28 protein-coding genes are annotated in these 22,507 nt (G+C 64.4%); 8 read left to right on the top strand and 20 right to left on the bottom strand.

Translation table 11 applies throughout. The features are described 5' to 3' along the window. Positions 1-150: 150 nt before the first annotated feature. Positions 151-939 (bottom strand): SapC family protein, encoded by a 789-nt coding sequence (locus tag WEA77_RS05120; protein WP_368066798.1) that lies wholly within the window; start codon positions 937-939, stop codon positions 151-153. 112 nt (positions 940-1,051) lie between these two features. Between WEA77_RS05120 and WEA77_RS05115 the strand changes: the two genes are divergently transcribed. Next, the gene (locus tag WEA77_RS05115) at positions 1,052-2,926 is read left to right on the top strand and encodes a DUF885 family protein (protein WP_368066788.1); all 1,875 of its coding nucleotides are present in this window, start codon (positions 1,052-1,054) and stop codon (positions 2,924-2,926) included. 9 nt (positions 2,927-2,935) lie between these two features. Here WEA77_RS05115 and WEA77_RS05110 read toward each other — a convergent pair whose 3' ends face one another. From WEA77_RS05110 to WEA77_RS05100, 3 genes are all read right to left on the bottom strand, one after another. Further along, positions 2,936-3,283, bottom strand: coding sequence for a hypothetical protein (locus tag WEA77_RS05110; protein WP_368066787.1), 348 nt, complete (start codon positions 3,281-3,283; stop codon positions 2,936-2,938). Positions 3,284-3,381: 98 nt separating this feature from the next. Next, positions 3,382-3,717 carry a DUF2794 domain-containing protein gene (locus WEA77_RS05105; protein WP_368066786.1) on the bottom strand — a complete coding sequence of 112 codons (336 nt, stop codon included), beginning with the start codon at positions 3,715-3,717 and terminating at the stop codon, positions 3,382-3,384. A 250-nt stretch (positions 3,718-3,967) separates the two neighbouring features. Continuing rightward, complete coding sequence (locus tag WEA77_RS05100) at positions 3,968-4,579, bottom strand: COQ9 family protein (RefSeq protein WP_368066785.1); 612 nt, start codon at positions 4,577-4,579, stop codon at positions 3,968-3,970. 132 nt (positions 4,580-4,711) lie between these two features. Between WEA77_RS05100 and rpsU the strand changes: the two genes are divergently transcribed. Both rpsU and WEA77_RS05090 read left to right on the top strand, forming a co-directional pair. Beyond that, entirely contained in the window at positions 4,712-4,921 is a 210-nt protein-coding gene (gene rpsU / locus WEA77_RS05095; protein ID WP_034739875.1) for a 30S ribosomal protein S21, read from the top strand. A 50-nt stretch (positions 4,922-4,971) separates the two neighbouring features. Next, the gene (locus WEA77_RS05090; protein ID WP_368066784.1) at positions 4,972-5,184 is read left to right on the top strand and encodes a hypothetical protein; all 213 of its coding nucleotides are present in this window, start codon (positions 4,972-4,974) and stop codon (positions 5,182-5,184) included. A 308-nt stretch (positions 5,185-5,492) separates the two neighbouring features. Here the strand turns inward: WEA77_RS05090 and WEA77_RS05085 are convergent, their stop codons facing one another. From WEA77_RS05085 to WEA77_RS05060, 6 genes are all read right to left on the bottom strand, one after another. Continuing rightward, positions 5,493-6,902, bottom strand: coding sequence for an ABC transporter permease (locus WEA77_RS05085; RefSeq protein WP_368066782.1), 1,410 nt, complete (start codon positions 6,900-6,902; stop codon positions 5,493-5,495). Then, positions 6,902-7,873 (bottom strand): ABC transporter ATP-binding protein, encoded by a 972-nt coding sequence (locus WEA77_RS05080; protein WP_368066781.1) that lies wholly within the window; start codon positions 7,871-7,873, stop codon positions 6,902-6,904. The genes WEA77_RS05085 and WEA77_RS05080 overlap by 1 nt, the downstream gene beginning before the upstream one ends. 133 nt (positions 7,874-8,006) lie before the next feature. After that, positions 8,007-8,309: an aa3-type cytochrome c oxidase subunit IV gene (locus tag WEA77_RS05075; protein WP_368066780.1), complete on the bottom strand. Its 303-nt coding sequence runs from the start codon at positions 8,307-8,309 to the stop codon at positions 8,007-8,009. 89 nt (positions 8,310-8,398) lie between these two features. Beyond that, positions 8,399-8,845: a DUF1178 family protein gene (locus tag WEA77_RS05070; protein ID WP_368066779.1), complete on the bottom strand. Its 447-nt coding sequence runs from the start codon at positions 8,843-8,845 to the stop codon at positions 8,399-8,401. Position 8,846: 1 nt separating this feature from the next. Then, entirely contained in the window at positions 8,847-9,107 is a 261-nt protein-coding gene (gene grxC, locus WEA77_RS05065; RefSeq protein ID WP_368066778.1) for a glutaredoxin 3, read from the bottom strand. Positions 9,108-9,153: 46 nt separating this feature from the next. Then, the gene (locus WEA77_RS05060) at positions 9,154-9,453 is read right to left on the bottom strand and encodes a hypothetical protein (protein WP_368066777.1); all 300 of its coding nucleotides are present in this window, start codon (positions 9,451-9,453) and stop codon (positions 9,154-9,156) included. A gap of 186 nt (positions 9,454-9,639) precedes the next feature. On the opposite strand from WEA77_RS05060, the gene WEA77_RS05055 reads away from it, so the two are divergent. Then, complete coding sequence (locus WEA77_RS05055; protein WP_368066776.1) at positions 9,640-10,551, top strand: methyltransferase domain-containing protein; 912 nt, start codon at positions 9,640-9,642, stop codon at positions 10,549-10,551. Positions 10,552-10,678: 127 nt separating this feature from the next. Here the strand turns inward: WEA77_RS05055 and WEA77_RS05050 are convergent, their stop codons facing one another. The 4 genes from WEA77_RS05050 to WEA77_RS05035 are packed head-to-tail and all read right to left on the bottom strand — an operon-like array spanning position 10,679 to position 13,425. Next, the gene (locus tag WEA77_RS05050; RefSeq protein ID WP_368066775.1) at positions 10,679-10,855 is read right to left on the bottom strand and encodes a Flp family type IVb pilin; all 177 of its coding nucleotides are present in this window, start codon (positions 10,853-10,855) and stop codon (positions 10,679-10,681) included. A gap of 10 nt (positions 10,856-10,865) precedes the next feature. Next, positions 10,866-11,270, bottom strand: coding sequence for an 8-oxo-dGTP diphosphatase MutT (gene mutT / locus WEA77_RS05045; protein ID WP_368066773.1), 405 nt, complete (start codon positions 11,268-11,270; stop codon positions 10,866-10,868). Then, a complete protein-coding gene (gene argJ / locus WEA77_RS05040) occupies positions 11,267-12,517 on the bottom strand; it encodes a bifunctional glutamate N-acetyltransferase/amino-acid acetyltransferase ArgJ (protein WP_368066772.1) in 1,251 nt (416 codons plus the stop codon). The genes mutT and argJ overlap by 4 nt, the downstream gene beginning before the upstream one ends. Then, the gene (locus WEA77_RS05035; RefSeq protein ID WP_368066771.1) at positions 12,514-13,425 is read right to left on the bottom strand and encodes a peptidylprolyl isomerase; all 912 of its coding nucleotides are present in this window, start codon (positions 13,423-13,425) and stop codon (positions 12,514-12,516) included. Before WEA77_RS05035 ends, argJ begins: the two co-directional genes overlap by 4 nt. A 185-nt stretch (positions 13,426-13,610) precedes the next feature. Between WEA77_RS05035 and secA the strand changes: the two genes are divergently transcribed. Beyond that, a complete protein-coding gene (gene secA, locus WEA77_RS05030; RefSeq protein ID WP_368066770.1) occupies positions 13,611-16,349 on the top strand; it encodes a preprotein translocase subunit SecA in 2,739 nt (912 codons plus the stop codon). Between the two features lie 162 nt (positions 16,350-16,511). Here secA and WEA77_RS05025 read toward each other — a convergent pair whose 3' ends face one another. From WEA77_RS05025 to WEA77_RS05015, 3 genes are all read right to left on the bottom strand, one after another. Next, positions 16,512-16,763 (bottom strand): HNH endonuclease, encoded by a 252-nt coding sequence (locus WEA77_RS05025; protein WP_368066769.1) that lies wholly within the window; start codon positions 16,761-16,763, stop codon positions 16,512-16,514. Then, positions 16,760-17,647, bottom strand: a complete 888-nt coding sequence (gene folD / locus WEA77_RS05020; RefSeq protein WP_368066768.1) for a bifunctional methylenetetrahydrofolate dehydrogenase/methenyltetrahydrofolate cyclohydrolase FolD — start codon at positions 17,645-17,647, stop codon at positions 16,760-16,762. The genes WEA77_RS05025 and folD overlap by 4 nt, the downstream gene beginning before the upstream one ends. A gap of 122 nt (positions 17,648-17,769) precedes the next feature. Beyond that, positions 17,770-18,063, bottom strand: coding sequence for a YggT family protein (locus WEA77_RS05015; RefSeq protein ID WP_368066767.1), 294 nt, complete (start codon positions 18,061-18,063; stop codon positions 17,770-17,772). A 159-nt stretch (positions 18,064-18,222) separates the two neighbouring features. Between WEA77_RS05015 and WEA77_RS05010 the strand changes: the two genes are divergently transcribed. Next, positions 18,223-19,461, top strand: a complete 1,239-nt coding sequence (locus WEA77_RS05010) for an MFS transporter (RefSeq protein WP_368066766.1) — start codon at positions 18,223-18,225, stop codon at positions 19,459-19,461. Here WEA77_RS05010 and WEA77_RS05005 read toward each other — a convergent pair. From WEA77_RS05005 to WEA77_RS04995, 3 genes are all read right to left on the bottom strand, one after another. Continuing rightward, positions 19,458-19,955, bottom strand: a complete 498-nt coding sequence (locus tag WEA77_RS05005) for a hypothetical protein (RefSeq protein ID WP_368066765.1) — start codon at positions 19,953-19,955, stop codon at positions 19,458-19,460. The two genes, WEA77_RS05010 and WEA77_RS05005, sit on opposite strands and share 4 nt — an antisense overlap. 4 nt (positions 19,956-19,959) lie before the next feature. Continuing rightward, positions 19,960-20,196, bottom strand: coding sequence for a helix-turn-helix transcriptional regulator (locus tag WEA77_RS05000; protein ID WP_368066764.1), 237 nt, complete (start codon positions 20,194-20,196; stop codon positions 19,960-19,962). A 356-nt stretch (positions 20,197-20,552) separates the two neighbouring features. Next, a complete protein-coding gene (locus tag WEA77_RS04995; RefSeq protein ID WP_368066763.1) occupies positions 20,553-21,326 on the bottom strand; it encodes an SDR family oxidoreductase in 774 nt (257 codons plus the stop codon). Positions 21,327-21,549: 223 nt separating this feature from the next. Here WEA77_RS04995 and WEA77_RS04990 point away from each other — a divergent pair, with 223 nt between their 5' ends. Both WEA77_RS04990 and csgH read left to right on the top strand, forming a co-directional pair. Further along, on the top strand, positions 21,550-22,056 hold the full coding sequence (locus tag WEA77_RS04990; RefSeq protein WP_368066762.1) for a curlin-associated protein: 507 nt from the start codon (positions 21,550-21,552) through the stop codon (positions 22,054-22,056). 63 nt (positions 22,057-22,119) lie between these two features. Beyond that, positions 22,120-22,507: curli-like amyloid fiber formation chaperone CsgH (gene csgH, locus WEA77_RS04985; RefSeq protein ID WP_368066761.1), on the top strand; the 388-nt coding region annotated here is incomplete at its 3' end.

Here is a 22,507-nt window from a genome sequence, read left to right as displayed (position 1 = left end):
TAAACCCATCCAGCATATGCGCTGGTCCGGCCATTGGTAAAACCCCTGCTCGCCTCTTCGTGATGCCGCACACGGGCCAAAACGAAAACGGCCCTCCGCATGGGAGGGCCGTTTCGGTAGCGGGCAGGCGGCAAGGCCTGCCAGCGCCGGTCAGGCAGCAACCTGGCCCGGAGGCGGCGTGCGCACAGCCCGGTTGACCACTTTCGACCAGTTGAGCAGCGACACAAGGTGCGCGTAGCAAGCGCCCAGCGCGCCATTGTTGCGCAGTTCAACATATTTTTCTACCGGCAGCGCGTTGAGACGCTCTTCGGAGATCGCCCAGTAATCGGCGACTTTTTGCACCGGGCCGGATTCGCGCCCCTGCGCGTCGCGCGGCTGGAAGGTCACGGTCTTCTGCTCGAACAGGTCCATCGACGCGACGATCTTGACGAAGTCGGTCGTCGCGCGGCGCTGGCGCTCGAATTCCTTGCAGAACTCTATGGCGTCCGTGGTAAACTTGCTCGGCTGGCCGTTCTCGAAGAAGGGCACGTCCGGCTGGTTCGAGACCATCGGCGCAGAGCGGTCGACGCACAGCAGCAGGCGATCGGAAGACTCGTCGGCCGCGAAAACAAAGGGATAGCGGCGCACGAAGGCCGGGATGTAATAGTCTTCGAAGACATAGCCATTCGGGTCGACGAACAGGTTCTGGCCCTGACGCACGCCCATTACGGCAACCGGGGTGCGCTCGTCACCGACAAAGATGATCGGGTAGGAAGCCGCACAGACGCCGAACTCGGTAACCGTGACCGGCACAGCATGCGCCTCGCGCAGGAACGCGAAGGGCTCTGCGATCTGGCGAACGCCAAGGCCGCCGTGGTTTTCGGCCGACAGGGGTTGCGGATCTTTGTAAAACAACACTTGGCCGGTAATGGGCGGTTGTCCGCCAACTGCGTTGGGCATGGTCACGAGGGCTGAACTCCTAAGATTCGGCCGGATCGATACCGGAAATATACTCTGGCCACAACTCCCGAACCGAGCTCAATTACAGTGCCCTTTCCCTGAAAAATCCGTCATGCTGCAACAGTTTCGGCCTCATCGCCCCTTTCCGCTCACCCGCCTCAGCGCGGCGGTTGCGCTGGGCATGGTCGCAGCCTGCTCCGGCGGCGCCGATCCGGAAGGCACCCCGCGGCGCATCGTGCGAGAGGTGGAGCAGACCCTGAAAACGGTGGCTCAGAACGAACTTGTGCGCGATCCAGAACTAGCCACCCGTCTCGGCGTCCTGCCGGACGCGGCCGGCTATCCCTTCGGCGGTTACCTAACTGACCGCTCGCAAGCCGCATTCGAGCGGGCCCGCCTTGAACGCCTCGAGACCCTCGATGTCCTTGTGCGCACTGCGCGCCCCGCCGCCGGCAGCGCCCTCGCCCGGCACCTCGATACGGTGATCGCTGCGCATGAAGCGGCTGAGCGCGTCCTCGTCTCCGGCCACGGCGACGGCGACCTCTCCGCTTTCTATCCCTATGTCGCCGACCATATGCGCGGCGCCTATCTCGACGTGCCGGAACTGCTCGTGCGCCGTCAGCCGATGGAAACGCCCGCCGATGTCGAGGATTTCCTGTCCCGGGTCTCACAATTTGCCGGCGCCATTGATGATGATCGTCGTCGCCTCGATGCAGATGCCCGCGCCGGTATCCTGCCGCCGGTGCCCATCCTTGCCCGGATGCAGGCCCTCGCCAGCGCCGGCGCGCTGGAGACACCGGAAACCTCCTTCATGATACAGACATTCGACAACCTGCTGAACGGCGTCGAAGGCCTGACACCGGACGCCCGCGCCCGCAGTTCCGCTCGCCTGAGGACGATCTTCACCGGCGACGTCCTGCCAGCCTATGCGCGCTTTGCCGAAGATATCGCCGCGCTTGCCGAAAACGCGCCCCCCGAACCCGGTGTCTGGCAAGTTGAGGGCGGCGACGCCTATTACCGCAGCGTCCTCGACGCCTATACCGGAACCCGCGAGACGCCTGCCGAGCTGCATGCCCGGGGCCTCGCCGACGTCAAACGCCTCACCGCCGAACTCGACACTGCCCTCGCCGCCACCGGCCTGCCCGATGGGACGATCGCCGAGCGGATGATCTTTCTTGGCCAGCAACCGGGCCAGTTCTACGAGGATTCCGATCTCGGCCGCGCAGCCCTGATCGAACGACTGACTCTGCTCACCACAAAGGCGACCGGGCTCGTGCAAGCTCAGATCGGCCCGGCGCCCGCCGGCGCGGTCACCGTCAGCATGATGCCGTTCGCCTTCTCCGCTGCCGCGCCGTCTGCTGCCTACACGCCGCGCACCGCCGATGGCCGCAACCCTGCCCGTTTCGAGATCAACCTGATCCGCCTTGCCGACTGGCCGGACTTCACACTACCGACACTGGTCTATCACGAGACCCTGCCCGGCCATCATCTGGAGAGCGGGCTCGCAGCCGAGACGGCAGGCCTGCCTCTGGCGCGCCAGCTGATCTGGAATCCCGGCTATGGAGAAGGCTGGGCCTCATATGCCGAGACGCTTGCAGATGAAGGTGGTCTGTACACGGACGACCTGTTCGGACGCATTGGCTACTTGCAGTCCATGCTGCTGCGCGCCGCGCGCCTTGCTGTCGATACCGGCATTCACCAACAGAAATGGAGCCGCGAGCGCGCCATCAACTATATCACCGCCTCAACCGGGTTGAGCGCCGAGGCGGCCGCCGATGAGGTGGATCGCTACAGCGTCTGGCCCGGACAGGCCGCCGCCTACTGGATCGGGCGTCAGAGGATTTTGGACCTGCGGGAACGCGCCCAGCGCGTGCTCGGGCCCCGTTTCGAGCCGAAGGCCTTCCACGGCGCGATTCTCAGCGGCGGGCCCCGCCCACTCGACATGGTCGAGGCCGACGTGACACGCTGGTATACCGAGGCGGCCCGTTAAGCCGGAACATCAGGCGGCGAGGCGGATGACCTGCCCGGTGCGGACACCGGAGCTGATGATCGGCTGGAAACCGGCCTCGAGGTCGGCCACGATCTGCTTGCGCACCGGGGCGTCGAACTCCAGGGCGACGAACACGGCGCTGGCGCCGTAACGTTCGGCCTCCGCCAGAGCCCAGATCGGCTGGATGTCATGCGGCTTTCCGGAGAGTTCGATCACCCGGAAAACCCGCCAGCCACAGGCCTCCGGAATGGCGAAGATGGCGACACCCGGTGCGCGTGACCAGGCCGAATCCGCGGCTGCCCGCTGGAATGACCATGCCTTGCCCGATTGACCGCGAAAGCTGACTGCGCTACCCATGTTCTTGCTCCGTTCTCTGTAGGATGTTCCTACTCTGTTCCAGTTTGGTTCGCAAGAAGTTTTTGGTAAACAATGGGTTAACGAGCGCCTTGAGTCCGTTAACGGACGATTGTGAACTTCCGGCTCTCGAAAACGCGCAGAACCTGACGCAGTTCCCGCCCGCGCCGGAGCACCTGTCCACCAAGTCCGTATACGGCATATTGCCCCTGCCGGTTGGCCAGCGCCGGTTCCTTTTCGATTCGCCAGGTCGGACTTTCGGCATGCCGGCGGAAGATCGCGAAGGTCGCCACATCCTTCCCGAAGCCGATCGAGTAATCGCGCGCCTCTCCGGCAATCACGAGCCGGCCATAGACATCAAGAATCGGCTGGAGTTCGCTCTTCTGGAAGGCGACCACCGGATCGGACGCAGGCTTGCGCAAAAGATGTTCTGTCATTGACCACAGTTCCGCATAGCTTTCGCTCCGCGTCCAGAGGCCGGAGCAACTAACTGCGATTTAATCCGCCAATCCAGAAATCTCCGCAATTCGGACTTGCCCCGGACACAGCACACCTCCATCTCTGAATAGTCGGGCGGAGGCATTTAGCAGGTGCTCCAGACCCATCAGCCCCCCCAGCCCCCTGGGGCGCTTGATCAGCTTCTGTCCGACACCCTCCCCTGAGAATCCGAAGAGACGTGATCGCAGTTCAGCGCTTGCCGAACCGTTCCAGCACAGGCTTCACGACCTGCCCGGCGCGCCGCCCGATCCCGGAGACGTTTGCGAGCCGCCGCGCGATGAACCCGTCAAGATCTTCCGGCGCCGGATTATCCGCCCAATAGAGGACGATCGCCGGCAACACGGCCGCCAGCAATCCGCGCTTGGAGTAGCGGTTGTAGTCCTCGGACGCGTCCCCGGCCGCCGTCCATACCAGGTCGGCCACTTTCCAGGTCCGCTGCAGCGCCGGCCCCGCGCTCCAGGGCAGGAAACCCCGGCTGGCCGCCCGGCGCACCGCCTGGCGGTTCGGCTCCAGGACCGCCAGCCAGGCGAGCACTCCCCGCTTCACCTTGTCCGGCACCCGCATCGCGCTGAGGTCCTCCGCTGCGAGGGCCTCCCGCGCGGCCGCTTCGGCATCGTCAAAGAAAGCATCGATCAGGTTCACCACGCCCTGCGGCGCCGCCAGAGCCTGTTCACCTTGGGTAAGCCCGGCCCGGCCCGCTGCCAGCTTCGCCGCTGCCTCGGTCCAGCCTTCGAAGGCGACCTCCGGCAGCAGTTCAGCCAGCCAACGGCGGCGCAGGATTTCGGACGGGGGCTGGGTCATCGTAAATTCCGCGCAGGCTAGGGCTTGGCGAGTCCGCTTTCCCCGTGATATAGGCCGCGCTTTCCGGGCTGTCAGGCCCTATCTGCCCCATTTCCGGGCCGCTGCCCGAACCGAACCCGATGGAGAAGTCCTATAGTACAGATCGTCGTCCGCGATAATAACGTCGAGCAAGCCCTGCGCGCGCTGAAGAAGAAGATGCAGCGCGAAGGCCTGTTCCGGGAAATGAAAGCGCGTCAGGCGTTTGAAAAGCCCTCCGAGAAGAAAGCCCGCCAGCGCGCAGAAGCCGTGCGCCGGGCCCGCAAACTCGCTCGCAAACGCGCCCAGCGCGAAGGCATCGTCTAACAGAAACTGCACTTGCAGTCAGTCCCGCATCGCGCCAGTTGGCGCCTTGAATGTTCGGGACGCCTATGAAGCCGCGATACCTGTTTGCAATCGCCGCGATCGCACTCCTGTCCGGGGTTGCGGCTCGCGGCGAAGCCATTTTGTGGAAAATTGCGCCGCAGGTATCGGGAGGCGCGGTGACCGGGCTGGACTATGTCCTGACCTTCACCGGCGACGCGGACGGCGTCGCGAACCTCTCCCTTCCCGCCGACTGGGGGGGGTGAGCAGCAACTCCACCTTGGCCTCGATTCCCTCGCCGCAACCGGCGCCGAACTTACCAGCGGCGATGAACCCACGCAGATGCAGCTGACGCACTCTCTCGGCGGCGAAACTGTGTCGCTCACCTGGCTGCCCGCCGCGCGCTAAACCCGGCCCGTCCGCCAGCTCATACTTGGCGGAGGCATGCCGGCAGACTTCGCCGAAGCGTGCCGCGCCCGTATTGCAGGTCTTTAGAACAGCGCGCGCAAAGGTGTGAGGGGTTTTGCGCGCGCCGCGGCAATCAAAGAGCCATAGCAAGCACCCTGATGCCAGATCAGGGTGCGCCGCTCCCGGCGGCCGCTTTGGGCTTCATGCCGATCGCCGATTTCACCATGCCCACGAGGTCGCCGATTCCTGCCCCGTGCACGGCGCCGGCGCGGTAGACTTTAGTGGCGCCCCAGACCATCAGTGCGGTGGTCACCGCCATGATACCCATCTGCGCAAGGATTTCCCAGAGCGGCGGGTGCTGCGCAATGCGCAGGATCAGCAGGAACGGCGTGAACAGCGGGAACCAGCTGGCATAGTCGATCACCGGCGAGCCCGGATCCTGGAACGCGATAAAGATCGCAAACATCGGCAGCATCAGCAGGATCATCATCGGGCTGAGCAGCGTCTGCGCTTCCTGGATCGTGTCGCACAGCGAACCGAGCGCCATGAAGATCGCGCCGTAGAGGACATAGCCGAGCATGAAGCTCACCATCGCCGGAATGATCAGCCCGGGATCGGTGGCCGCTGCGATGAAGGGCTGGATCAGCTCCACCAGCTGCGGTGACTGGGCCGCAGCAAAGGCTGAGCCGATGCCGGCAAACAGCGACCAGGACAGCATCATCGTGGAGGTTACCGCGAACACCGCCAGCAGTTTTCCCGCCAGCAGTTCCGGGAGTTTCACTGAGGTCAGCAGCGTGTCGAAGATCTTGTTTGAGCGCTCCTCGATGGTGCCCATCAGCAGGTACTGGATGATAGAGAACACCATCAGCCAGAGAAAATAGGCCAGCGCCACCGCGACAATGGCCGGCGCGCGGTCGGCAATCGTCACTTCCGCGCCGCCTGCACCGGCTTGCGTTTCGGTCAGGCGGAACGCCGGCACCTTAACTGCGACATTGTCGGCGGCTTTCAGGAAGCCCTCTTCGAGCCCCGCCGCAGTCAGCGCTTCGCGCCGGCTAAGATCGCGCATGGCAATCTCAGCCGTGCGCTGCAACGTGTCGATATTGACGTCGCTGCTCCAGTATTCGAGCTGGCTGGCGTCTTCAGAAAGGATCAGCGCCGCAAACAGGGGCCGCTCGCCGGCCGGTCCAGCCACCATCTGCTCGCCGGTCAGCCAGGGCCGCAGGTCCTCCAGCGTCTCCGCCGGCGGCGCCACTTCGATATACTTGCGTGTGCCGACCGCCTCGGCGACCTGCTCCTCCGCTTCGGCCAGCGGGATGTTCATCTGCTTGGCCATCTCGGCGGCTTCTTCCGCCGCCGCTTGCGCGCGGCGCTGGAACTCGCCCTCGATGGCACCGGAGATGATCCCCGACGGCTCAATCACCGTGTAATAGCGCACCGGCGCGGACGAGGCGGCAAACATACCGAAGCCGACGCCGATGAGCAGGAAGAGCGGCACGGCCGCCAGACTCAGCCAGAAGCCCCAGGCCTTAACATAGCCGAGGAAATCGCGCCGGAAGATCAGATAGATATTTCGCATCAGGCCGCCTCCACCGCCTCGCTCGCGGCTGGCACATCCAGCGCTGCCGCTTCCGCTTCGCCCACCAGCGACACGAACACATCGCGCAGGCGGGCCTCTTCCGGCTGGAAGCCGACAATCGGCGCGCCGGTTTCCAGCGCCGCCCGCAGCGCGTCCTGCGCGCCGCGTCCCTTTGGCAGGCTCACCCTCCAGGAATCGCCCGGCCCCTTGTCGGCGGAGCGATGCGCCTCGAAGCCCTTCGGTCCGAGCGCGGCGGCAAGGTCAAAACCATGCTCCACCGCCATCCGCGCGCCCTGCCCCAGCGTGGCATAGGCCGCGTCCAGCGAGCCATCGAAAACTTTCCGCCCGCGCGCCAGCATTACGATCCCGTCGCAGAGCCGTTCGGCATGTTCCATCACATGGGTCGAAAAGAGGATCGTCGCCCCCCGCTTGTGCTCGGCGCGGATCAGGTCTTCCAGCGTCTGCTGGTTCATCGGGTCGAGGCCGGAGAAGGGCTCGTCAAGGATCAGGAAATCCGGCCGGTGCGCCAGCGTCGAGAGGATCTGCACCTTCTGCGCCATGCCCTTCGACAGCTTGGAAATCCGCGAAGCCTTGAAGGCGCCGAGCCCGGTCGTCTCCAGCAGCTCGTTAGCGCGCGCCTTCGCGTCGCTCGCGGTCATGCCCTTCAGGCGCGCAAAATAGGTGATCGTGTCGCGCGCGGTCATCTTCTTGTAGAGACCGCGCTCTTCCGGGAGGAAGCCCACGCGCCGCAGGTTGCGGATATCCGGCTTCGCGCCGAACAGCGCCACGTCGCCTTCGTCCGGCGCCATCACGCCCAGCGCCATCCGCAGGCTGGTCGACTTGCCCGCCCCGTTCGGCCCCAGGAAACCGATGATCTTCCCGGCCGGCACGTCGAACGACAGGTCGCTGACAGCAGTAAAGCCGCCGAATCGCTTCGTTGCACCGGACATGACGAGCGGGGCGTCGCCCATGGGCGGTCTCCTTCAGCAGCTGCAACCCAGACTTTAGCGCAATTCGATAAAGTTCAAGGTGTATGGCTCTGTAAGCCTTAGAGCGGCGTTAAGCGCGCTCGCCGGAATGTCATGAAATGCAGGCCTTGCAGCGCTAAAGAACCGCGCCGAACAGCCAGATCACCGCCTGAACGATCAGCGCCAGAACAATCATCACGACCACGGTGGCCATCCAGCGCCCGCCGAGGTTCATGAACAGGCCGGCGCCGAAGCCGACAATCGCCATGATGCCAAGCGAAACCGCCCAGTGCAGGCCGATCGCAATCGCGAGGGTCGCGTGGCCGACCATGAGGATGATCAGCAGGCCGCCCCAGACGCTGCCGGTGATGAAGCCGTCCCAGGTCGATTTCTGGTCCTGAATGTCCATCTCGCCGCGGTGATAGTCGTGGGTGGCCATGCTCTGCCCTCTTGGAATCGGTATCCGCCTTCTAACCAAGCGCCCTGCCTGCTTCAAGCGCGGCAAAGCGCCCCTCCGGTCCCGGCGCCTCAGTTCAGCGTCGTCCGGTCCTTGCGCCGCGGCGGTTTCGGCGCAAACGGCGCCGGCAGTGGCAGGGCGGGCACGCCCTCCTCTTTCAGCGCAGCGCGCTCTTCCGGCGTTGTCTCGCCCCAGATCGGGCGATCATCGGTCTCGCCGTAATACATCGCGCGGGCCTCATCGGCGAAATCGCCGCCGACATAGTCAAAATTCTCCGCCACGTGATCGCGCGCCTTCGCCGCAAACTCGGCCATAAGCTTTTCCGGGTCCGGCGCCGCCGCCTTGCCCTTGGTCGTCTTCACCGCCGGGGCCATGATCTGCTTTGCAACATCGCGCCCACCGCATTGCGGACACGCCACCTGCCGGCGCTTCGCCTGCCGGTCATACGCATCCGAGGAGGCAAACCAGGCCTCGAACCCGTGATCGCAGCCGTGGCAGGCAAGGGCATAACGGATCATCTCAGGCGCCTGCCAGCATCGGATCGAGCTTGCCCGCCCGGTCCAGCGCCACCATGTCGTCGCATCCGCCGATATGCATCTCGCCCACAAAGATCTGCGGGAAAGTTTTCCCGCCCTTAGAGCGCTGCAGCATCTCTTGGCGTTTCGCCGCGTCCATCCCGGCATCAATCTCGGTGAAATCCGCCTTCTTGTCCTTCAGCAGCGCCACCGCGCGTGAACAATATGGGCAAAACTGACGCGTATAGATGGTGACCTTGGCCATCATGCACTCCTCTCGCAGCGGGCAGAAGCATTCTGCCTGCCCGGCTTTAGTATATGGTTGCGTCCGTTTCCCGGACAACGCGCGCCAGCACATGGACGTCAACCTGCCGCGCCCCTGCCCGTTTCAGGGCGCGCTTGCGTGCCGAGTGCGGTTTCCCGGCCGTGATCACATCGCCCGCCCGTAGCACGCGCCTGTCCCGGACTGGCTCCAGCCGGCTTTGGCGCACCTTGAACGGCCCGAACACGCTGCGCCGCTGCGCCCGGCCTGCCAGTCCCGCCTGGCTGGGCGTGCGCGGCGTCCGCACCAGCGCGTCCACCAGCACCCCGCTGCCCGTCTGCGCGGCCACCGCCTTCGCGAGCCAGCGGGCTGAGCCCGTCGCGCCGCCCGCTTCAGGTCCGGCACCAGACGCTGTGACGCCTCGTCATGGATCAACGCTGCCCTTGCCCGGTCCCAGCGCGGCGGCCAGCAGAAATTGCCCGCCACGCGGAGAAACGCCTTGGCCCGCGCGCCCCGCGTGGGCATATCCCCTGTCATGCCGCCTCTCCCGCCTGCCCCGCCGCAGATCTTTGATAGGGCGCGCCTCGCCGCCCGCCGCAGCCGGCTGGCGGCCAACTTTGCAGACTATGGCTTCCTGCGCCAGCGGGTGATCGCCGACCTTGAAAGCCGGCTGGACGACACGCCCCGCCGCTTCGCGCGCGGCCTCGAGCTCGGCGCTGCCGGAGGCGAGCTGTCTGCCCGTCTCCTCGCCAGCGGCAAGGCCGGCGAAATGGTGACCGCCGACACTGCGCCCGCCTTCCTCGATGCAGCCCGCACGCGCGGGCTCGACAGCGTCCTCGCGGACGAGGAAGACCTTACCTTTGCGCCCGAAAGTTTCGATCTCGTCGCCGCGCCGCTCACCCTGCACTGGGTCAACGACCTGCCGGGCGCGCTCGTCCGGATCCGCCGCATCCTGAAACCGGACGGGCTGTTCATCGGCGCGCTGCTGGGCGCAGGCACGCTGACGGAGCTGCGCAGTGTGCTGACGGATGCGGAAAGCGAGCTAACCGGCGGCCTGGCCCCGCGCCTGTCGCCGCTGCCGGGCCTGCGCGACATGGCGGGGCTCTTGCAGCGCGCCGGGTTTGCCTTGCCGGTCGCCGACCGCGACACCGTCACCGTGCGCTACGCAGATCCGCTGCGCCTCATGTCAGACCTGAAAGGCATGGGCGAGCGCGCCGCCTTCACGCGTGGCACGGCCCGGCCGCTTCCCCGACGCGTGCTGGCCCGGGCGCTGGAGCTTTACCAGGAACGCTACGCTGGCGCCGGCGGGCGCGTGCCCGCAACGTTCGAGATCGTGCATGTTCTGGGATGGGCGCCCGCCCCCGGCCAGCCGCAACCGCTGAGACCCGGCAGCGCGAAAGTCAGCCTCGCGGACGCAGTGCGGCGCGTACAGAGGGACGAAAGCTAGAGTAAATTCCGCTCAAGCGTGCACCGGTTGAGCGAAGGAATTCGCGGCAAATCAAAAACCTGGCGCAAGTGATCTGCATCCACCAGATCGCGGTCTGCCCTGGGGATTATGTCCGGCTACGGACGGGTCAGACAACGATCGCGTCTTCGACCATCTTGTAGGTCCGGTCATTGGCCTCCGCCACCGAGGTCAGGCCGGCCAGCAGCGCCACAACAATCAGTGCAGCGATCAGACCATACTCCACCGCCGTCGCACCGCGTGCGTCAGCTTGAAGGTTGCGGAAGAGGTAGCGCAGGGTGTTCATCGTCAATCCATCAGAGCCGTCGGCAGAGCCAATCGAAAAGAGGCAGGTCTGCCGGTGGGGCCGGGTAGTCGCGCAGCCTTGATACCTCAACCCACGCTATGGCCTGGCCTTCGCGTGGATGGATGGATCCCGACCACTTTTTACACCCGTATAATGGCATCATCAGGTGAAAATCCGGGTAAGCGAAGCTCGCGAAAGTCAGCGGTTCAAGTAAGCTTTCGTTAACCGTGATCGACAGCTCTTCCTCCAGCTCCCGCACCAGAGCCGCTTCCGGCGCCTCGCCCGGCTCCAGCTTGCCGCCCGGAAACTCCCAGAGGCCTTCCAGCTGCTTTCCCGCAGGCCGCTGCGCCAGCAGGATGCGCCCCTCGCTGTCGAACAGCGCCGCCGCCACGACCAGCAGCACAGGCTTCGTCATGTCCGGTATGCGCCGTTGATATCGACATATCCGTGCGTGAGATCGCACGTCCACACGGTCGCCCCGCCAGAGCCCAAGCCGAGGTCCACCCGGATGCGGAATTCTGGTTTCGCGAACACCGCGCTCGCCGCAGCTTCGTCATAGTCCGGCGCTCGGGCGCCATCCTTTGCTACCTGCACATCGTCGAACCAGATCGCCAGCTTGTCGATGTCCACCGGCTGATACGACTTGCCGACCGCCATCACGATCCGTCCCCAGTTCGCATCCCCCGCCGCCATCGCCGTCTTGATCAGCGGCGAGTTGGCAATCGACACCGCCACCGCTCTCGCCGAGGCATCCGAGGCCGCGCCCGCAATCTGGATAGTGGCGACCTTGCTCGCCCCTTCCCCGTCCTTGACCACCTGCATCGCGAGGTCGTGGCAGACCGCCAGCAGCGCATCCGAGAACGCGATGAAGCGCTGATCATCCCGCGAGGTGATCGGCGCCATGCCGCACGCCCCGGTCGCAAACACCATCAGTGTATCGGAGGTCGAGGTATCCCCGTCCACCGTAATCGAGTTGAATGTCAGGTCCGCTACCGTGCGCAGCGCGTCCTGCAGCAGCGCCGGCGCCACGGCGGCATCGGTGAACACATAGGCCAGCATCGTTGCCATGTTCGGCGCAATCATGCCGGAGCCCTTGGCGATCCCGGCAAGGCGCACCTCTGCGCCGCCGATATCCGCAACCTGGCCTGCGCCCTTGGGATAGGTATCGGTCGTCATGAAGGCCCGCGCGGCCCGCTCCCAGTCCGGCACGCTCAACTTCCTGGCAAGGTCCGGCACGAAGGCGCCGACATAATTGGGATCGCTCAGCGGCTCTCCGATGACACCCGTCGCGGCCAGGAAACATTCCTCGCGGTTGACGCCCAGCGCCGTCGTCAGCGCCGCCAGCGTCGCGTCATTCTTCAGCACGCCCTTCGGTCCGGTGAAGGCGTTCGAATTGCCGGAGTTCACCACCAGCGCCCGCGCCTGGCCGCCGCCCGCCTGCAACGCCTCGCGGCACCAGCGCACATCCGCCGACGCGGTCAGCGAGCGCGTGAATACGCCGCCGCAGGTCGTGCCGTCGTCAAACACGAACAGGAACACATCGTCCCGCTCCACGCCCCGGCGCGCATAAAATCCGCGGCTGCCAGTGGCCGCGCGAAGTCCTTGCACCTCAGGCAATTGCGGAAACGCTTCAGGTGCAAATGGCGACGGGGTCAGCTTCACAGGTCATCATCTCCGGGGGGGGATTGGGGTATCGCGGGCACAGGATCGCTCGTCGGCACATAAACCTGGCCGCTTCCCTGCTCGATATTCGCCTCGGTGCGCAAGCGGCGCAGGATGCGGCTCACTTCGTTCAAAGTCAGGAAGGCCGCAATTTCGGGGCGCATCTCATCGCGCGTCTTGGGCGGCTCGGTCCGGCGGTCCTTCACCTTCAGGATATGCCAGCCGTCGCCGGTCTCGAACGGCGGCGAGACCTCACCCTCGGGCGTATTGGCAATCACCACCGGGAACGGCTCGGCGAGGTCGTTCGGCGCCACATAGCCCAGGTCGCCATTCTCCATCCGGGTGCGGGTATCCTTGGAATTATTGAACACGAGGCTCTCGAACGTCTCACCCTGCTCGATCCGCAGGAACAACGCGTCGGCCTCCTCCCTGGTCTCCAGCAGGATATGTGCCACCGACACCTGGTCATTGGCCTGCTGCAAGCGCACCTGCTCAGCATACATCTTGTCGATTGCCTCCTCGGTGACCTCCTGCGCCACCAGGCTCTCGACCAGCAGGTTTCCGAGGATGCGCTCGCGCGCCATCTCCAGCCGGCGCTGGCTGCCCGCATCCCGGTCCAACTGGCGCCGCCCGGCCTCCTGCGCGATCAGCTTCTGGTCGATCAGCTGGTCCAGCACGATCCGGTATTCGTCATCGTTGGGGCCGAATTCCTGGCCGGCATTGATCAGCCCCCGGGCCACCGCCTCCAGTTCCACATCCCCCTCGAACACCGGTTCCCCGTTGACGAAGGCTGCGACCGTTTGGTCCCCGACCTCGATTTCGGCGACCTCGGTTTCGGTGCGCTCGCAGGCGCCAACCGCCAGCAGCAACGCAAAAGCCGCCAATTGCGCACGTGAAATCAAAGGCATGGCTCGCCCCCACAGACTGAGGGCGCCGCATTGACACCCTTTGGCGGCGTTCTTAAGTCTGCCCCGCGTGCTGGTCGAGTGGTTTCAGCCAGGCAAAGCGCGGTGGGATATCGGCTTTAAATCCTGTAAGCTTAGGTTCAGGATCGCCCCCGTACATCCTTACAAACTGTTTGGTGCTGCTTCATATGCTTACTGTTGCCCGTAAATTATTTGGAACTGCCAACGACCGCCGACTGAAACCGCTTCGCGCCAGGGTCAACCGGATCAACGCGCTCGAGCCGATCATGGAAGCGCTGTCCGACCAGTCCTTGAAGGGCAAGACTCAGGAATTCCGCAAGCGCCTCGCTGACGGCGCCACCCTCGACAGCCTCCTCGAGGAAGCCTTCGCTGTCGTGCGCGAGGCTGCCAGGCGCGCCAACAACATGCGCCACTTCGATGTGCAGCTTATGGGCGGCATGATCCTGCACTCGGGCGCCATCGCCGAGATGCGCACCGGTGAGGGCAAGACCCTCGTCGCCACCCTCGCCGCCTATCTCAATGCCCTGTCCGGCAAGGGCGTCCACGTGATTACCGTCAACGACTACCTCGCCCGCCGCGACGCCGAATGGATGGGCCGCATCTACGCCGCCCTCGGCATGACCACCGGCACCATCGTGCACGGCATCACCGACGAAGAGCGCAAGGCTGCCTACGCCGCCGACATCACCTACGGCACCAACAACGAATTTGGCTTCGACTATCTGCGCGACAACATGAAATACGCGCTCGACCAGATGGCGCAGCGCGGCCACCACTATGCCATCGTCGACGAAGTCGACTCAATCCTGATCGACGAAGCCCGCACCCCGTTGATCATCTCCGGCCCGACCGATGACCGCTCCGACCTCTACATTAAGATCGACAGCCTGATCCCGCGCCTCGAAGCATCCGACTTCGATCTCGACGAGAAGCAGCGCTCCGTCGTCTTCTCAGAAACTGGCACAGAGAAGATAGAAGGCTGGATGGTCGAACTCGGCCTCCTCGAAGGCTCGCTCTGGGAGCCGGGCAATATTTCCCTCGTCCACCATTCGAACCAGGCCCTGCGCGCCCATAAGCTCTACAGCCGCGACAAGGACTATATCGTCAAGGACAGTCAGGTCATGCTGATCGACGAGTTCAATGGCCGCATGATGGAAGGCCGCCGCCTCTCCGAAGGCCTCCACCAGGCCATCGAGGCCAAGGAACGCGTCGACATCAAGCCCGAGAACGTCACCCTCGCGTCGATCACCTTCCAGAACTATTTCCGCCTCTACAAGAAGCTCGCCGGCATGACCGGCACCGCACTCACCGAAGCCGACGAATTTGCCGACATCTACAAGCTCGCCGTCGTTGATCTGCCTACGAATCAACCGGTCCTGCGCCAGGATGACGACGATGTCGTCTACCGCACCGCCAAGGCGAAATATGCCGAAATCGTCAAGGAAGTGAAGGAAATCCACGCCAAGGGCCAGCCGATCCTCCTCGGCACCGCCTCCATCGAGAAATCCGAACTCCTCTCCAACCTGCTCACTGCGCAGCGCATCCCGCATAAGGTGCTGAACGCGCGCTATCACGAGCAGGAAGCCTTTATCGTCGCCAATGCGGGCGTGCCAGGCGCCGTCACGGTTGCCACCAACATGGCCGGCCGCGGCACCGACATCCAGCTCGGCGGCAACCCCGACATGCGCCTCGCAGCCGAGCGCGCCGAGAAGGAAAAGGGCCTCGGCCGCGTCCTGTCGGAGGGCGAAATCTCGCTGCTATCAGCCCAGATCCGGGCCGATATCGAAGTCAAGAAGAAGCAGGCGCTGGATGCTGGCGGCCTCTATGTTCTGGGTACGGAGCGCCACGAATCGCGCCGCATCGACAACCAGCTGCGCGGTCGCACCGGCCGTCAGGGCGACCCTGGCCGGTCGAAATTCTACATCTCCATAGAAGACGACCTGATGCGCATCTTTGCGGCTGACCGCATGGACACTGTCATGCGCCGCCTCGGCATCAAGGAAGATGAGGGCATCACCCATCCCTGGATGAACAAGGCGATGGAAACCTCGCAGAAGAAGATTGAAGAGCGCAACTTCGAGATGCGCAAGAACGTTCTGAAGTATGACGACGTGATCAACGACCAGCGCAAGGCGATCTTCGAGCAGCGCCTCGAATTCCTGCGCTCCGACGATGTCTCCGAAACCATCCTCGACATGCGCGAGAACGTCATTGACGCACTCGTCTCCCGTACGATGCCGGAAAAGGCGTATGCGGAACAATGGGACATGGACGGCCTTGCCGAGACCCTGCGCGCTGACCTCGCGGTCGACCTGCCGGTCAAGAAATGGGCCGGCGAGGAAGGCGTCGCGAACGAGGAGATCGCCGAGCGTATCCGTGAAGCCGTAAACTCCCACTACACCGCCTTGACCACCGCCGTCGGCGATCAGCAGATGCGCCGCATCGAGAAGCAGCTGCTGCTGCAGGTGCTTGATCTGCGCTGGCGCGACCACTTGCAGCATATCGACCAGCTGCGCTCGGTCATCCACCTGCGCTCCTATGGCCAGCGCGACCCGCTGAACGAGTTCAAGCGCGAAGCCTTCAACCTTTTCGACACGCTGCTCGGCGAACTGCGCGCCACGGTCACCCGTTCGCTGATGCATATCCGCGTCCAGGCCTCGCCGCAGGAAGCCCCGCGCCGCTCCGCGCCGGTTGCCATGCCCGCTCCGACGCGCCCGCAGGTCGCCCGCGAAACCAAGCTCGACCCCGATACCGGCGTCAACGAGATGGACCCGGAAGAAGCCCCGGTCGATCTTCCGCAGGCGGAAGATGACTGGTCGGCCACACCCCGTAACTCCGCCTGCCCCTGCGGCTCCGGCAAGAAATTCAAACACTGCCACGGCGCCATCGAAACCCAGAAGGCCTGAGGCCTCTTGCGCCCCGGACACAGGCCAGCCCCGCAAGGTGGGTGGCCTTTTCATGTGTGAGAGCGGCAGGGGTGAGCGGACACCACATAGCGGAACAACTCAGACCGCAAGAGGCCGTACCCTCTCATCCCCGATCCATCTCCCGCACGCGGGAGAAGCGTATCAAAATCGTGCGCCCTTGCGCCAGTTACACACCGCATGCGTCAGCTGCAGGTTCCCCGGCGCATCGGACCCGCCCACCGCCTTCGGCCGGACATGATCAAACGTCGGCCGCTGCTTTTTCCACAAGGTAGCATGCGCCAGATCGAACCGGCACTCTGGCATCGCCATCCCGCACAGCGCGCAGAAGCCGTCCTGCTTTTCCCACAGCGCGCGGAAAAGCTCCGTGTCCGGAGGAGAAAAACTCTGGCTCACAGATCCGCCGGCATCGCCCAGCCGCGCCGCGCGCAGGCTGCCATCACCGTATTGCGTAAGAGGCACGCCACCGTCATCAGCCCCACCCCGCCTGGTACCGGCGTGATATGCGCGGCGACTTCTGCGCAGCTGTCAAAGTGCGCGTCGCCCACAAGCTTAGTCTTGCCCTCGCCCTTCTCCGGCGCTGGCACGCGGTTGATGCCCACATCGATGATCGCGGCGCCGGGCTTCACCCAGTCGCCGCGTACCATCTCCGGCTGGCCGACCGCCGGCACCAGAATATCCGCCAGCCGACAGACCGGGGCGAGGTCCTTTGTGCGGCTGTGCGCGATCGTCACCGTGCAGTCCTCCGCGAGAAACAGCTGCGCCGTCGGCTTGCCGACAAGGATCGAGCGGCCGATCACCACCACATGCTTGCCCGAGAGATCGTCACCAAGCGCCTGTTTCGCCATGATCACGCAGCCGGACGGCGTGCAGGGCCGCAGGCCCGGCTTACCCAGCGCGAGACGCCCGGTGGAGATTTCCGTCAGCCCGTCAACATCCTTCGCCGGGTCGATCCGCGCAATCGCAGCCTCGGGGTCAAGCCCCTTGGGTAGTGGAAGCTGCAGTAATATTCCGTCCACGGAAGGGTCCGCATTTAGGTTCGCAATCACCGCTTCCACTTCGACCTGCGTCGCATCCGCCGGCAGCGTATGCTGGCGCGAGAGCATCCCCGCCTCAACGGTCGCCTTGCCCTTGTTGCGCACATAGACCTGGCTCGCCGGATCTTCGCCGACCAGCACTACCGCAAGGCAGGGCTGGCCCGGCAGGCTCGCCACCGCCTTCGCCACCGCCGCCTTCACCCCGGCGGAAATCTCGTACCCGTCAATCCGCTTCGCGCTCATCTGCCAGCCCGTCCTCAATCACGCCCGCCAGGTCCGGCGCGCCTTTTCGAGGCCTTTTAGCCGGTTCCGGCCGCCGGTCACCACCCACACAGCAGCCTTCGGTACGTCCCGCCAGCGGAGAATCAGAACGGCGCGAGGCTGTAGCCATAGCGCGCGATTACCGAGCGCAGGAAGAAGATGATCAGCAGCACGACCAGCGGCGTCAGGTCGATCCCGGACATCGGCGGCAGCAGGTTGCGGATCGGCCGGTAGAGCGGCTCGGTCATCCGCTCCAGACCACCCCAGATCTGGGCCACAACATTGTTGCGCAGGTCCAGCACGCGGAAGGTGAGCAACCAGGACAGGACCGCCTGGATCAGTATGATCCAGGTCGCGATGCTGAGGATAACGAGAATGACGTCGAGGATCGCTTTCATGGCTGCGGGGACGCTCCGGCGCTGGGGTGTGAACTAGGTGTCTCTTAGGGTGTATCGCCCCCTTCCGGCAAGGTTCAGCCCGCCGATTGTCGCAACGGAAGGGTTTGGCAACCCTTCCCAACCACCCTAGTTTCCTGACTTTCTCCCGGGGCGATGCAAATGGATTCCACCGAAACACCGCTGCATCCGCTGTCCGCTTTCCAGCGGGGCCTCCTGATGCTGGCAACCATCGCGATGGGCGCGGGCATGAGCATCAATTTCGTGGTCGTCGCCCCGCTCACCCGCAAGGCCGGGCTCGGCGAGGTCGAAGTCGCGGCGATCCTGACGCTGTCGACCCTGCTCTACGCTTTCATGATCCCCCAATGGGGCCGCATCGCCGACCGCGTAGGCCGCAAGCGCGTGATGGTCTTCTCGCTTATCATGATGGGCGTCACCAACACCGCATTCTTGTTCACGCTGGAAGCCGCCCTCGCCGGGGTGATGACCGGCACGGCGCTGATGCTGACACTGGTTTTCGTGCGCCTCTGGTTCGGCTTGCTAACGCCCGGCCTGCAGCCGGCCTCGATGGCCGCGATGACGGACGCGACGACGCCGTTGAACCGCGCGGCCGGGCTCGGCATGCTCGGCGCCGGCATGAGCATCGGTTCGATCCTCGGGCCTGCCGGCGCGGCGGCGCTCGCCCCTTTCGGCGCCCTCGCTCCGCTCTGGGGCACGATCGTTTTCTGCATCCTGGTGGGCATCGTCCTTGGCTACGCCTTGCCGAAAACGATCCCGCGCGACCGCGCGATGCCGCGCCCAAAACCGCTGGCGATGCTGGACCCCCGCGTGCGCCCGCACCTCGCTTTTCTTGTGGCCTATTTCATCTGTGTCGGGATGATCCAGCAAACCCTCGGCTGGTTCATCGAGGACCGCTATGATCTCGGCGCTCTCGGCGAGAAGTCCGGCGAAACAGCTATACTCTACACCGGAATTGTGTTCGCCTGCATGGCGGTGGCGACCATCGCGGTTCAGTTCGGCTATATCTCGCGGTACAAGCCTGACCCACGAAAGCTGCTGCCGGTGGGGCTGGGCATCGTGGTGGTTGGCTATATCGGCGCCGACATGCTGATGTCCTTCCCGCTGCTCTGCGCCAGCTTTTTTATTGTCGGTGTGGGCTCGGCCATGGCGATTCCATCCGCCAATGCGCTGGGTAGCCTGTCGGTCAGCCGGGAGGAACAGGGCGCGGCGGCCGCACTGATGTCGGCGGCCCCACCTGCCGGTTTCATCTTCGGCCCGCTGCTCGGCGCGGTCCTCTACCGGTATGTGGACCATGCCGCGCCGCTGATCGTCTCGGCCTTACTGATGGCAGGCCTGACGCTCTATGCCTGGGAGCTGACGCGCAAGGCCCCCGCCGCCTAGTCCGCTACTGCGGGCGCCTTACCGTAGGCGATGATGGCGCCTGGCAGGGTGAAGGACAGGAGGATCAGTCCTCCGAAGATAGCGTTCCAGTGCGCGCCATCCGTGGGGCGCCAGAGATGCAGCTTGTCATTGTTGGCCATGTCGGTAGTGAGCATCATGTAGAGGACGCCGACCAAGACCGCGCCGGAGAAAACTGAGTGCGCCTGGAAGGCAGCGCGGTTGCGTTCGTCCCGCTCGCGCTCATCGAGGAGGTTTTCCGGCTCCTGCGTCTGGCGCTGGAGACTGGAGCCTGCGAGCACCGTGAAAACCACCAGCGCCGCGACGACGGCGGCAAGACCGGTGATGCTGAGCGCCGTGCCGCCAGCGGTTTCATCGGCAACCAGCTGCAGGAAGCAGCCGAGCGGATAGAGCACATAGAGGCCGGTCAGCAGTATACGGACGGTTCCGGTATTCAGCTGGCGGCCGAACGGGTGGGCTTTCGAGCGGATGAACATGGGATCAGGACTCCTGGTCTCTGAGGCTGTGGGCAAGAGGGGCAAAGGGCTTGAGGGAGAAGAGCTGCTCGACCGGCACCCCGAACAGAGCGGCGAGTTTCAGCGCCAGCTCGACTGAGGGCGCATAGTCCCCGCGCTCCAGGTAGCCGATGGTCTGCACATTGACCCCGACCGAACCGGCAATGTCCTTCCGGCTGAGGCCGCGCTCAGCCCGAAACACGGAAAGTCTGTTGTGGATCATCGAACCAATGACCTTCGATTACATCGTTATGTTGTGTTTACACAACGATTCGATGGCTGTCAATACGGGTCAAGGAGCGTTTTCGCTGCAGGCGTCATCACTCTCGATGGGCGCAGCCGATCAAGGACCCATCAGCGGTACCTCCCGCTGCGCAACCTCACCTTCTGTCGCTCATCTCGGCAAAAAAGCCGGGATCCAGTGAGGAGGCCTTGCTGCGGGCTTCAAGTCTGGGTCCCGGCTTCCGCCGAGACGGACGGCAGCTGGAGAGGGCATGCGGGGCGGGAAGGCGGGTGATGGGCAACAGATGGATTACATCCACCGTCGGCACGCCTTGCGTTGTGCCAGGTCGCTCAGGACTACATCGCGCTGATGCCGCCATCGACTTTGAGTTCGGCGCCGGTGACGAGTTTCGATTCGTCGGAGGCCAGATAGAGCACGGCGTAGGCAATATCGTCCGGTTCGCCGACCTTGCCGAGCGGGATCTGGCGGCCGAGCTTTTCAAGCGCCTTGGCTTCGCCGAACATTTCCTTGGTCCGGTCGAGGATCGGCGTGTTGATGAAAACAGGGTGTACGGAGTTACTGCGGATCTGCCCGCCAGTCTTGGCGCAGTGCAACGCGACCGACTTCGAGAGATGCCGCACGGCGGCCTTCGCTGTGTTGTAAGACACATAATTGCCGCTGGCGATGATGCCCGCGATAGATGAGATGTTGATGATCGAACCGAGGCCGTGGGCGCGCATCAGCGGGATGGCATACTTGCAGCCGAGAAAGATGGAATCGACATCCACCGCCTGCACCTTGCGGAAAATTTCGTAACTTTCGTCCTCGACAGATCCGAGCGAGCCGATGCCTGCATTGTTGACCAACACGTTGAGCCCGCCCATCGCGTCATGCGCGAGCCGCACGATTTCCTTCCAGCGCGCCTCGTCGGTGACGTCCTGCTGGAAGGCGAAGGCCGTGCCGGCGCCGTGCGCGGCATTGATCGAAGCAGCGACCTTTTCGGCCCCAGCCCCGTTGATGTCAGTGAGGGTGACCTTTGCGCCCTCTTTCGCCAGCATGCGGCCTATGGCTTCGCCAAGCCCCTGCGCGCCGCCGGTGATCAATGCCATTTTACCTGAAACGCGGCCCATGCCGTCTCCTCCCTTGTGTGACTGTCTGGCGGCTGACCTAGCAGGCCGCCGGCGCGGACGCAAAGTGCTCCGCACGCAAAAAATCTGGCCACTGCATTTTCTCTGCGAAATGAACGAAAGTGAACCACGCATTCAAAGCGCGTTCAGGGCGCGCCGGTCATTCCTGTACGCGGTCGAGCGCCCTTTCAACGAGGCGCGAGACATGAACCCAGGAGTTTGAAACATGAACCGTCTTCTTTCCACTGCCGCCGCCGCACTGCTGGTTTTCAGCCTCGGCGCCGCCCATGCGGACCCACGCAGCCGGGTGCGGATCGACCAGTCGGGCTATAATAACGGCGCGGCCGCGGCCCAGCAGGGTTCGCGCAATGGCACGGTCATCGTGCAGGGCGGCTCGGGCCAGTATGCGCGCGGCGTGCAGTCCGGCTACAACAACTTCCTGCGCATGGACCAGTACGGCACGCGCAACAGCGTGGGCACGGCCCAGATCGGCGAGAACAACTTCGCCGTGACCGGGCAGGAAGGGCGCAACCTTCGCGCCGACACACTGCAGACCGGCTATGGCAACGTTTCCGGCATCGCCCAGATCGGCACGAACAACACGGCGGTGGCGGACCAGGACGGCGTAAACAACACGTCCGGCATCATCCAGGTCGGCAATGGCCAGGGCGTGACGGTGCGCCAGCGCGGAGAAGGCAATATCTCCGTGGTCGTACAAAGCGGATATAACTGAGGACTGTTCGCGGGGAGGCAAGTCTGCTTCCCCGCGCCACCATACCACTCGAGGAGAAAATCCATGTGGAAACCGATAACCCTTGGCGCGCTTGCGCTGGTGACAGCGTGCGCCGCGCAATCCTATATCGGCGTGCAGGCTGTCTCGCCGGCCTATCAGGCGAGCGGCCCCGGCGCGCCTGCGGCAGATTGCAGGATACGCGAGACGCCAACGCCGCAAGGCATGCGCCTCGAGGCAGCGGTTAAGACGGATAACTCCGTATACGGCGATTATAATTTCACGATCACGTCGTACAGTTCCGGCGGGTCTTCGGACATCATGCAGGGCGGACCGGTCGACCTTTCGGCCGGGGAGCGGACGAAGGTCGGTTCGGCTGACATTCCGCGCGGGCGCTACCGCGCAGTCCTTGTGCTGAGCGATGCCGAAGGCGCGCTCTGCAGCGCCGAACGCC

Origin of the sequence: Hyphomonas sp., from assembly GCF_040882205.1 — a bacterium.
Classification (GTDB): domain Bacteria; phylum Pseudomonadota; class Alphaproteobacteria; order Caulobacterales; family Hyphomonadaceae; genus Hyphomonas.
The sequence above is the reverse complement of the archived record's forward strand: the minus strand, read 5'-3'. Positions and strand labels throughout refer to the sequence as shown.

Coding starts and splice junctions, on each gene's coding strand:
- WEA77_RS05120 (WP_368066798.1), bottom strand. CDS start 939: ATGCCCAACGCAGTTGGCGGACAACCGCCCATTACCGGCCAAGTGTTG.
- WEA77_RS05115 (WP_368066788.1), top strand. CDS start 1,052: ATGCTGCAACAGTTTCGGCCTCATCGCCCCTTTCCGCTCACCCGCCTC.
- WEA77_RS05110 (WP_368066787.1), bottom strand. CDS start 3,283: ATGGGTAGCGCAGTCAGCTTTCGCGGTCAATCGGGCAAGGCATGGTCA.
- WEA77_RS05105 (WP_368066786.1), bottom strand. CDS start 3,717: ATGACAGAACATCTTTTGCGCAAGCCTGCGTCCGATCCGGTGGTCGCC.
- WEA77_RS05100 (WP_368066785.1), bottom strand. CDS start 4,579: ATGACCCAGCCCCCGTCCGAAATCCTGCGCCGCCGTTGGCTGGCTGAA.
- WEA77_RS05090 (WP_368066784.1), top strand. CDS start 4,972: ATGTTCGGGACGCCTATGAAGCCGCGATACCTGTTTGCAATCGCCGCG.
- WEA77_RS05085 (WP_368066782.1), bottom strand. CDS start 6,902: ATGCGAAATATCTATCTGATCTTCCGGCGCGATTTCCTCGGCTATGTT.
- WEA77_RS05080 (WP_368066781.1), bottom strand. CDS start 7,873: ATGGGCGACGCCCCGCTCGTCATGTCCGGTGCAACGAAGCGATTCGGC.
- WEA77_RS05075 (WP_368066780.1), bottom strand. CDS start 8,309: ATGGCCACCCACGACTATCACCGCGGCGAGATGGACATTCAGGACCAG.
- WEA77_RS05070 (WP_368066779.1), bottom strand. CDS start 8,845: ATGATCCGTTATGCCCTTGCCTGCCACGGCTGCGATCACGGGTTCGAG.
- grxC (WP_368066778.1), bottom strand. CDS start 9,107: ATGGCCAAGGTCACCATCTATACGCGTCAGTTTTGCCCATATTGTTCA.
- WEA77_RS05055 (WP_368066776.1), top strand. CDS start 9,640: ATGCCGCCTCTCCCGCCTGCCCCGCCGCAGATCTTTGATAGGGCGCGC.
- WEA77_RS05050 (WP_368066775.1), bottom strand. CDS start 10,855: ATGAACACCCTGCGCTACCTCTTCCGCAACCTTCAAGCTGACGCACGC.
- mutT (WP_368066773.1), bottom strand. CDS start 11,270: ATGACGAAGCCTGTGCTGCTGGTCGTGGCGGCGGCGCTGTTCGACAGC.
- WEA77_RS05035 (WP_368066771.1), bottom strand. CDS start 13,425: ATGCCTTTGATTTCACGTGCGCAATTGGCGGCTTTTGCGTTGCTGCTG.
- secA (WP_368066770.1), top strand. CDS start 13,611: ATGCTTACTGTTGCCCGTAAATTATTTGGAACTGCCAACGACCGCCGA.
- folD (WP_368066768.1), bottom strand. CDS start 17,647: ATGAGCGCGAAGCGGATTGACGGGTACGAGATTTCCGCCGGGGTGAAG.
- WEA77_RS05015 (WP_368066767.1), bottom strand. CDS start 18,063: ATGAAAGCGATCCTCGACGTCATTCTCGTTATCCTCAGCATCGCGACC.
- WEA77_RS05010 (WP_368066766.1), top strand. CDS start 18,223: ATGGATTCCACCGAAACACCGCTGCATCCGCTGTCCGCTTTCCAGCGG.
- WEA77_RS05005 (WP_368066765.1), bottom strand. CDS start 19,955: ATGTTCATCCGCTCGAAAGCCCACCCGTTCGGCCGCCAGCTGAATACC.
- WEA77_RS05000 (WP_368066764.1), bottom strand. CDS start 20,196: ATGATCCACAACAGACTTTCCGTGTTTCGGGCTGAGCGCGGCCTCAGC.
- WEA77_RS04995 (WP_368066763.1), bottom strand. CDS start 21,326: ATGGGCCGCGTTTCAGGTAAAATGGCATTGATCACCGGCGGCGCGCAG.
- WEA77_RS04990 (WP_368066762.1), top strand. CDS start 21,550: ATGAACCGTCTTCTTTCCACTGCCGCCGCCGCACTGCTGGTTTTCAGC.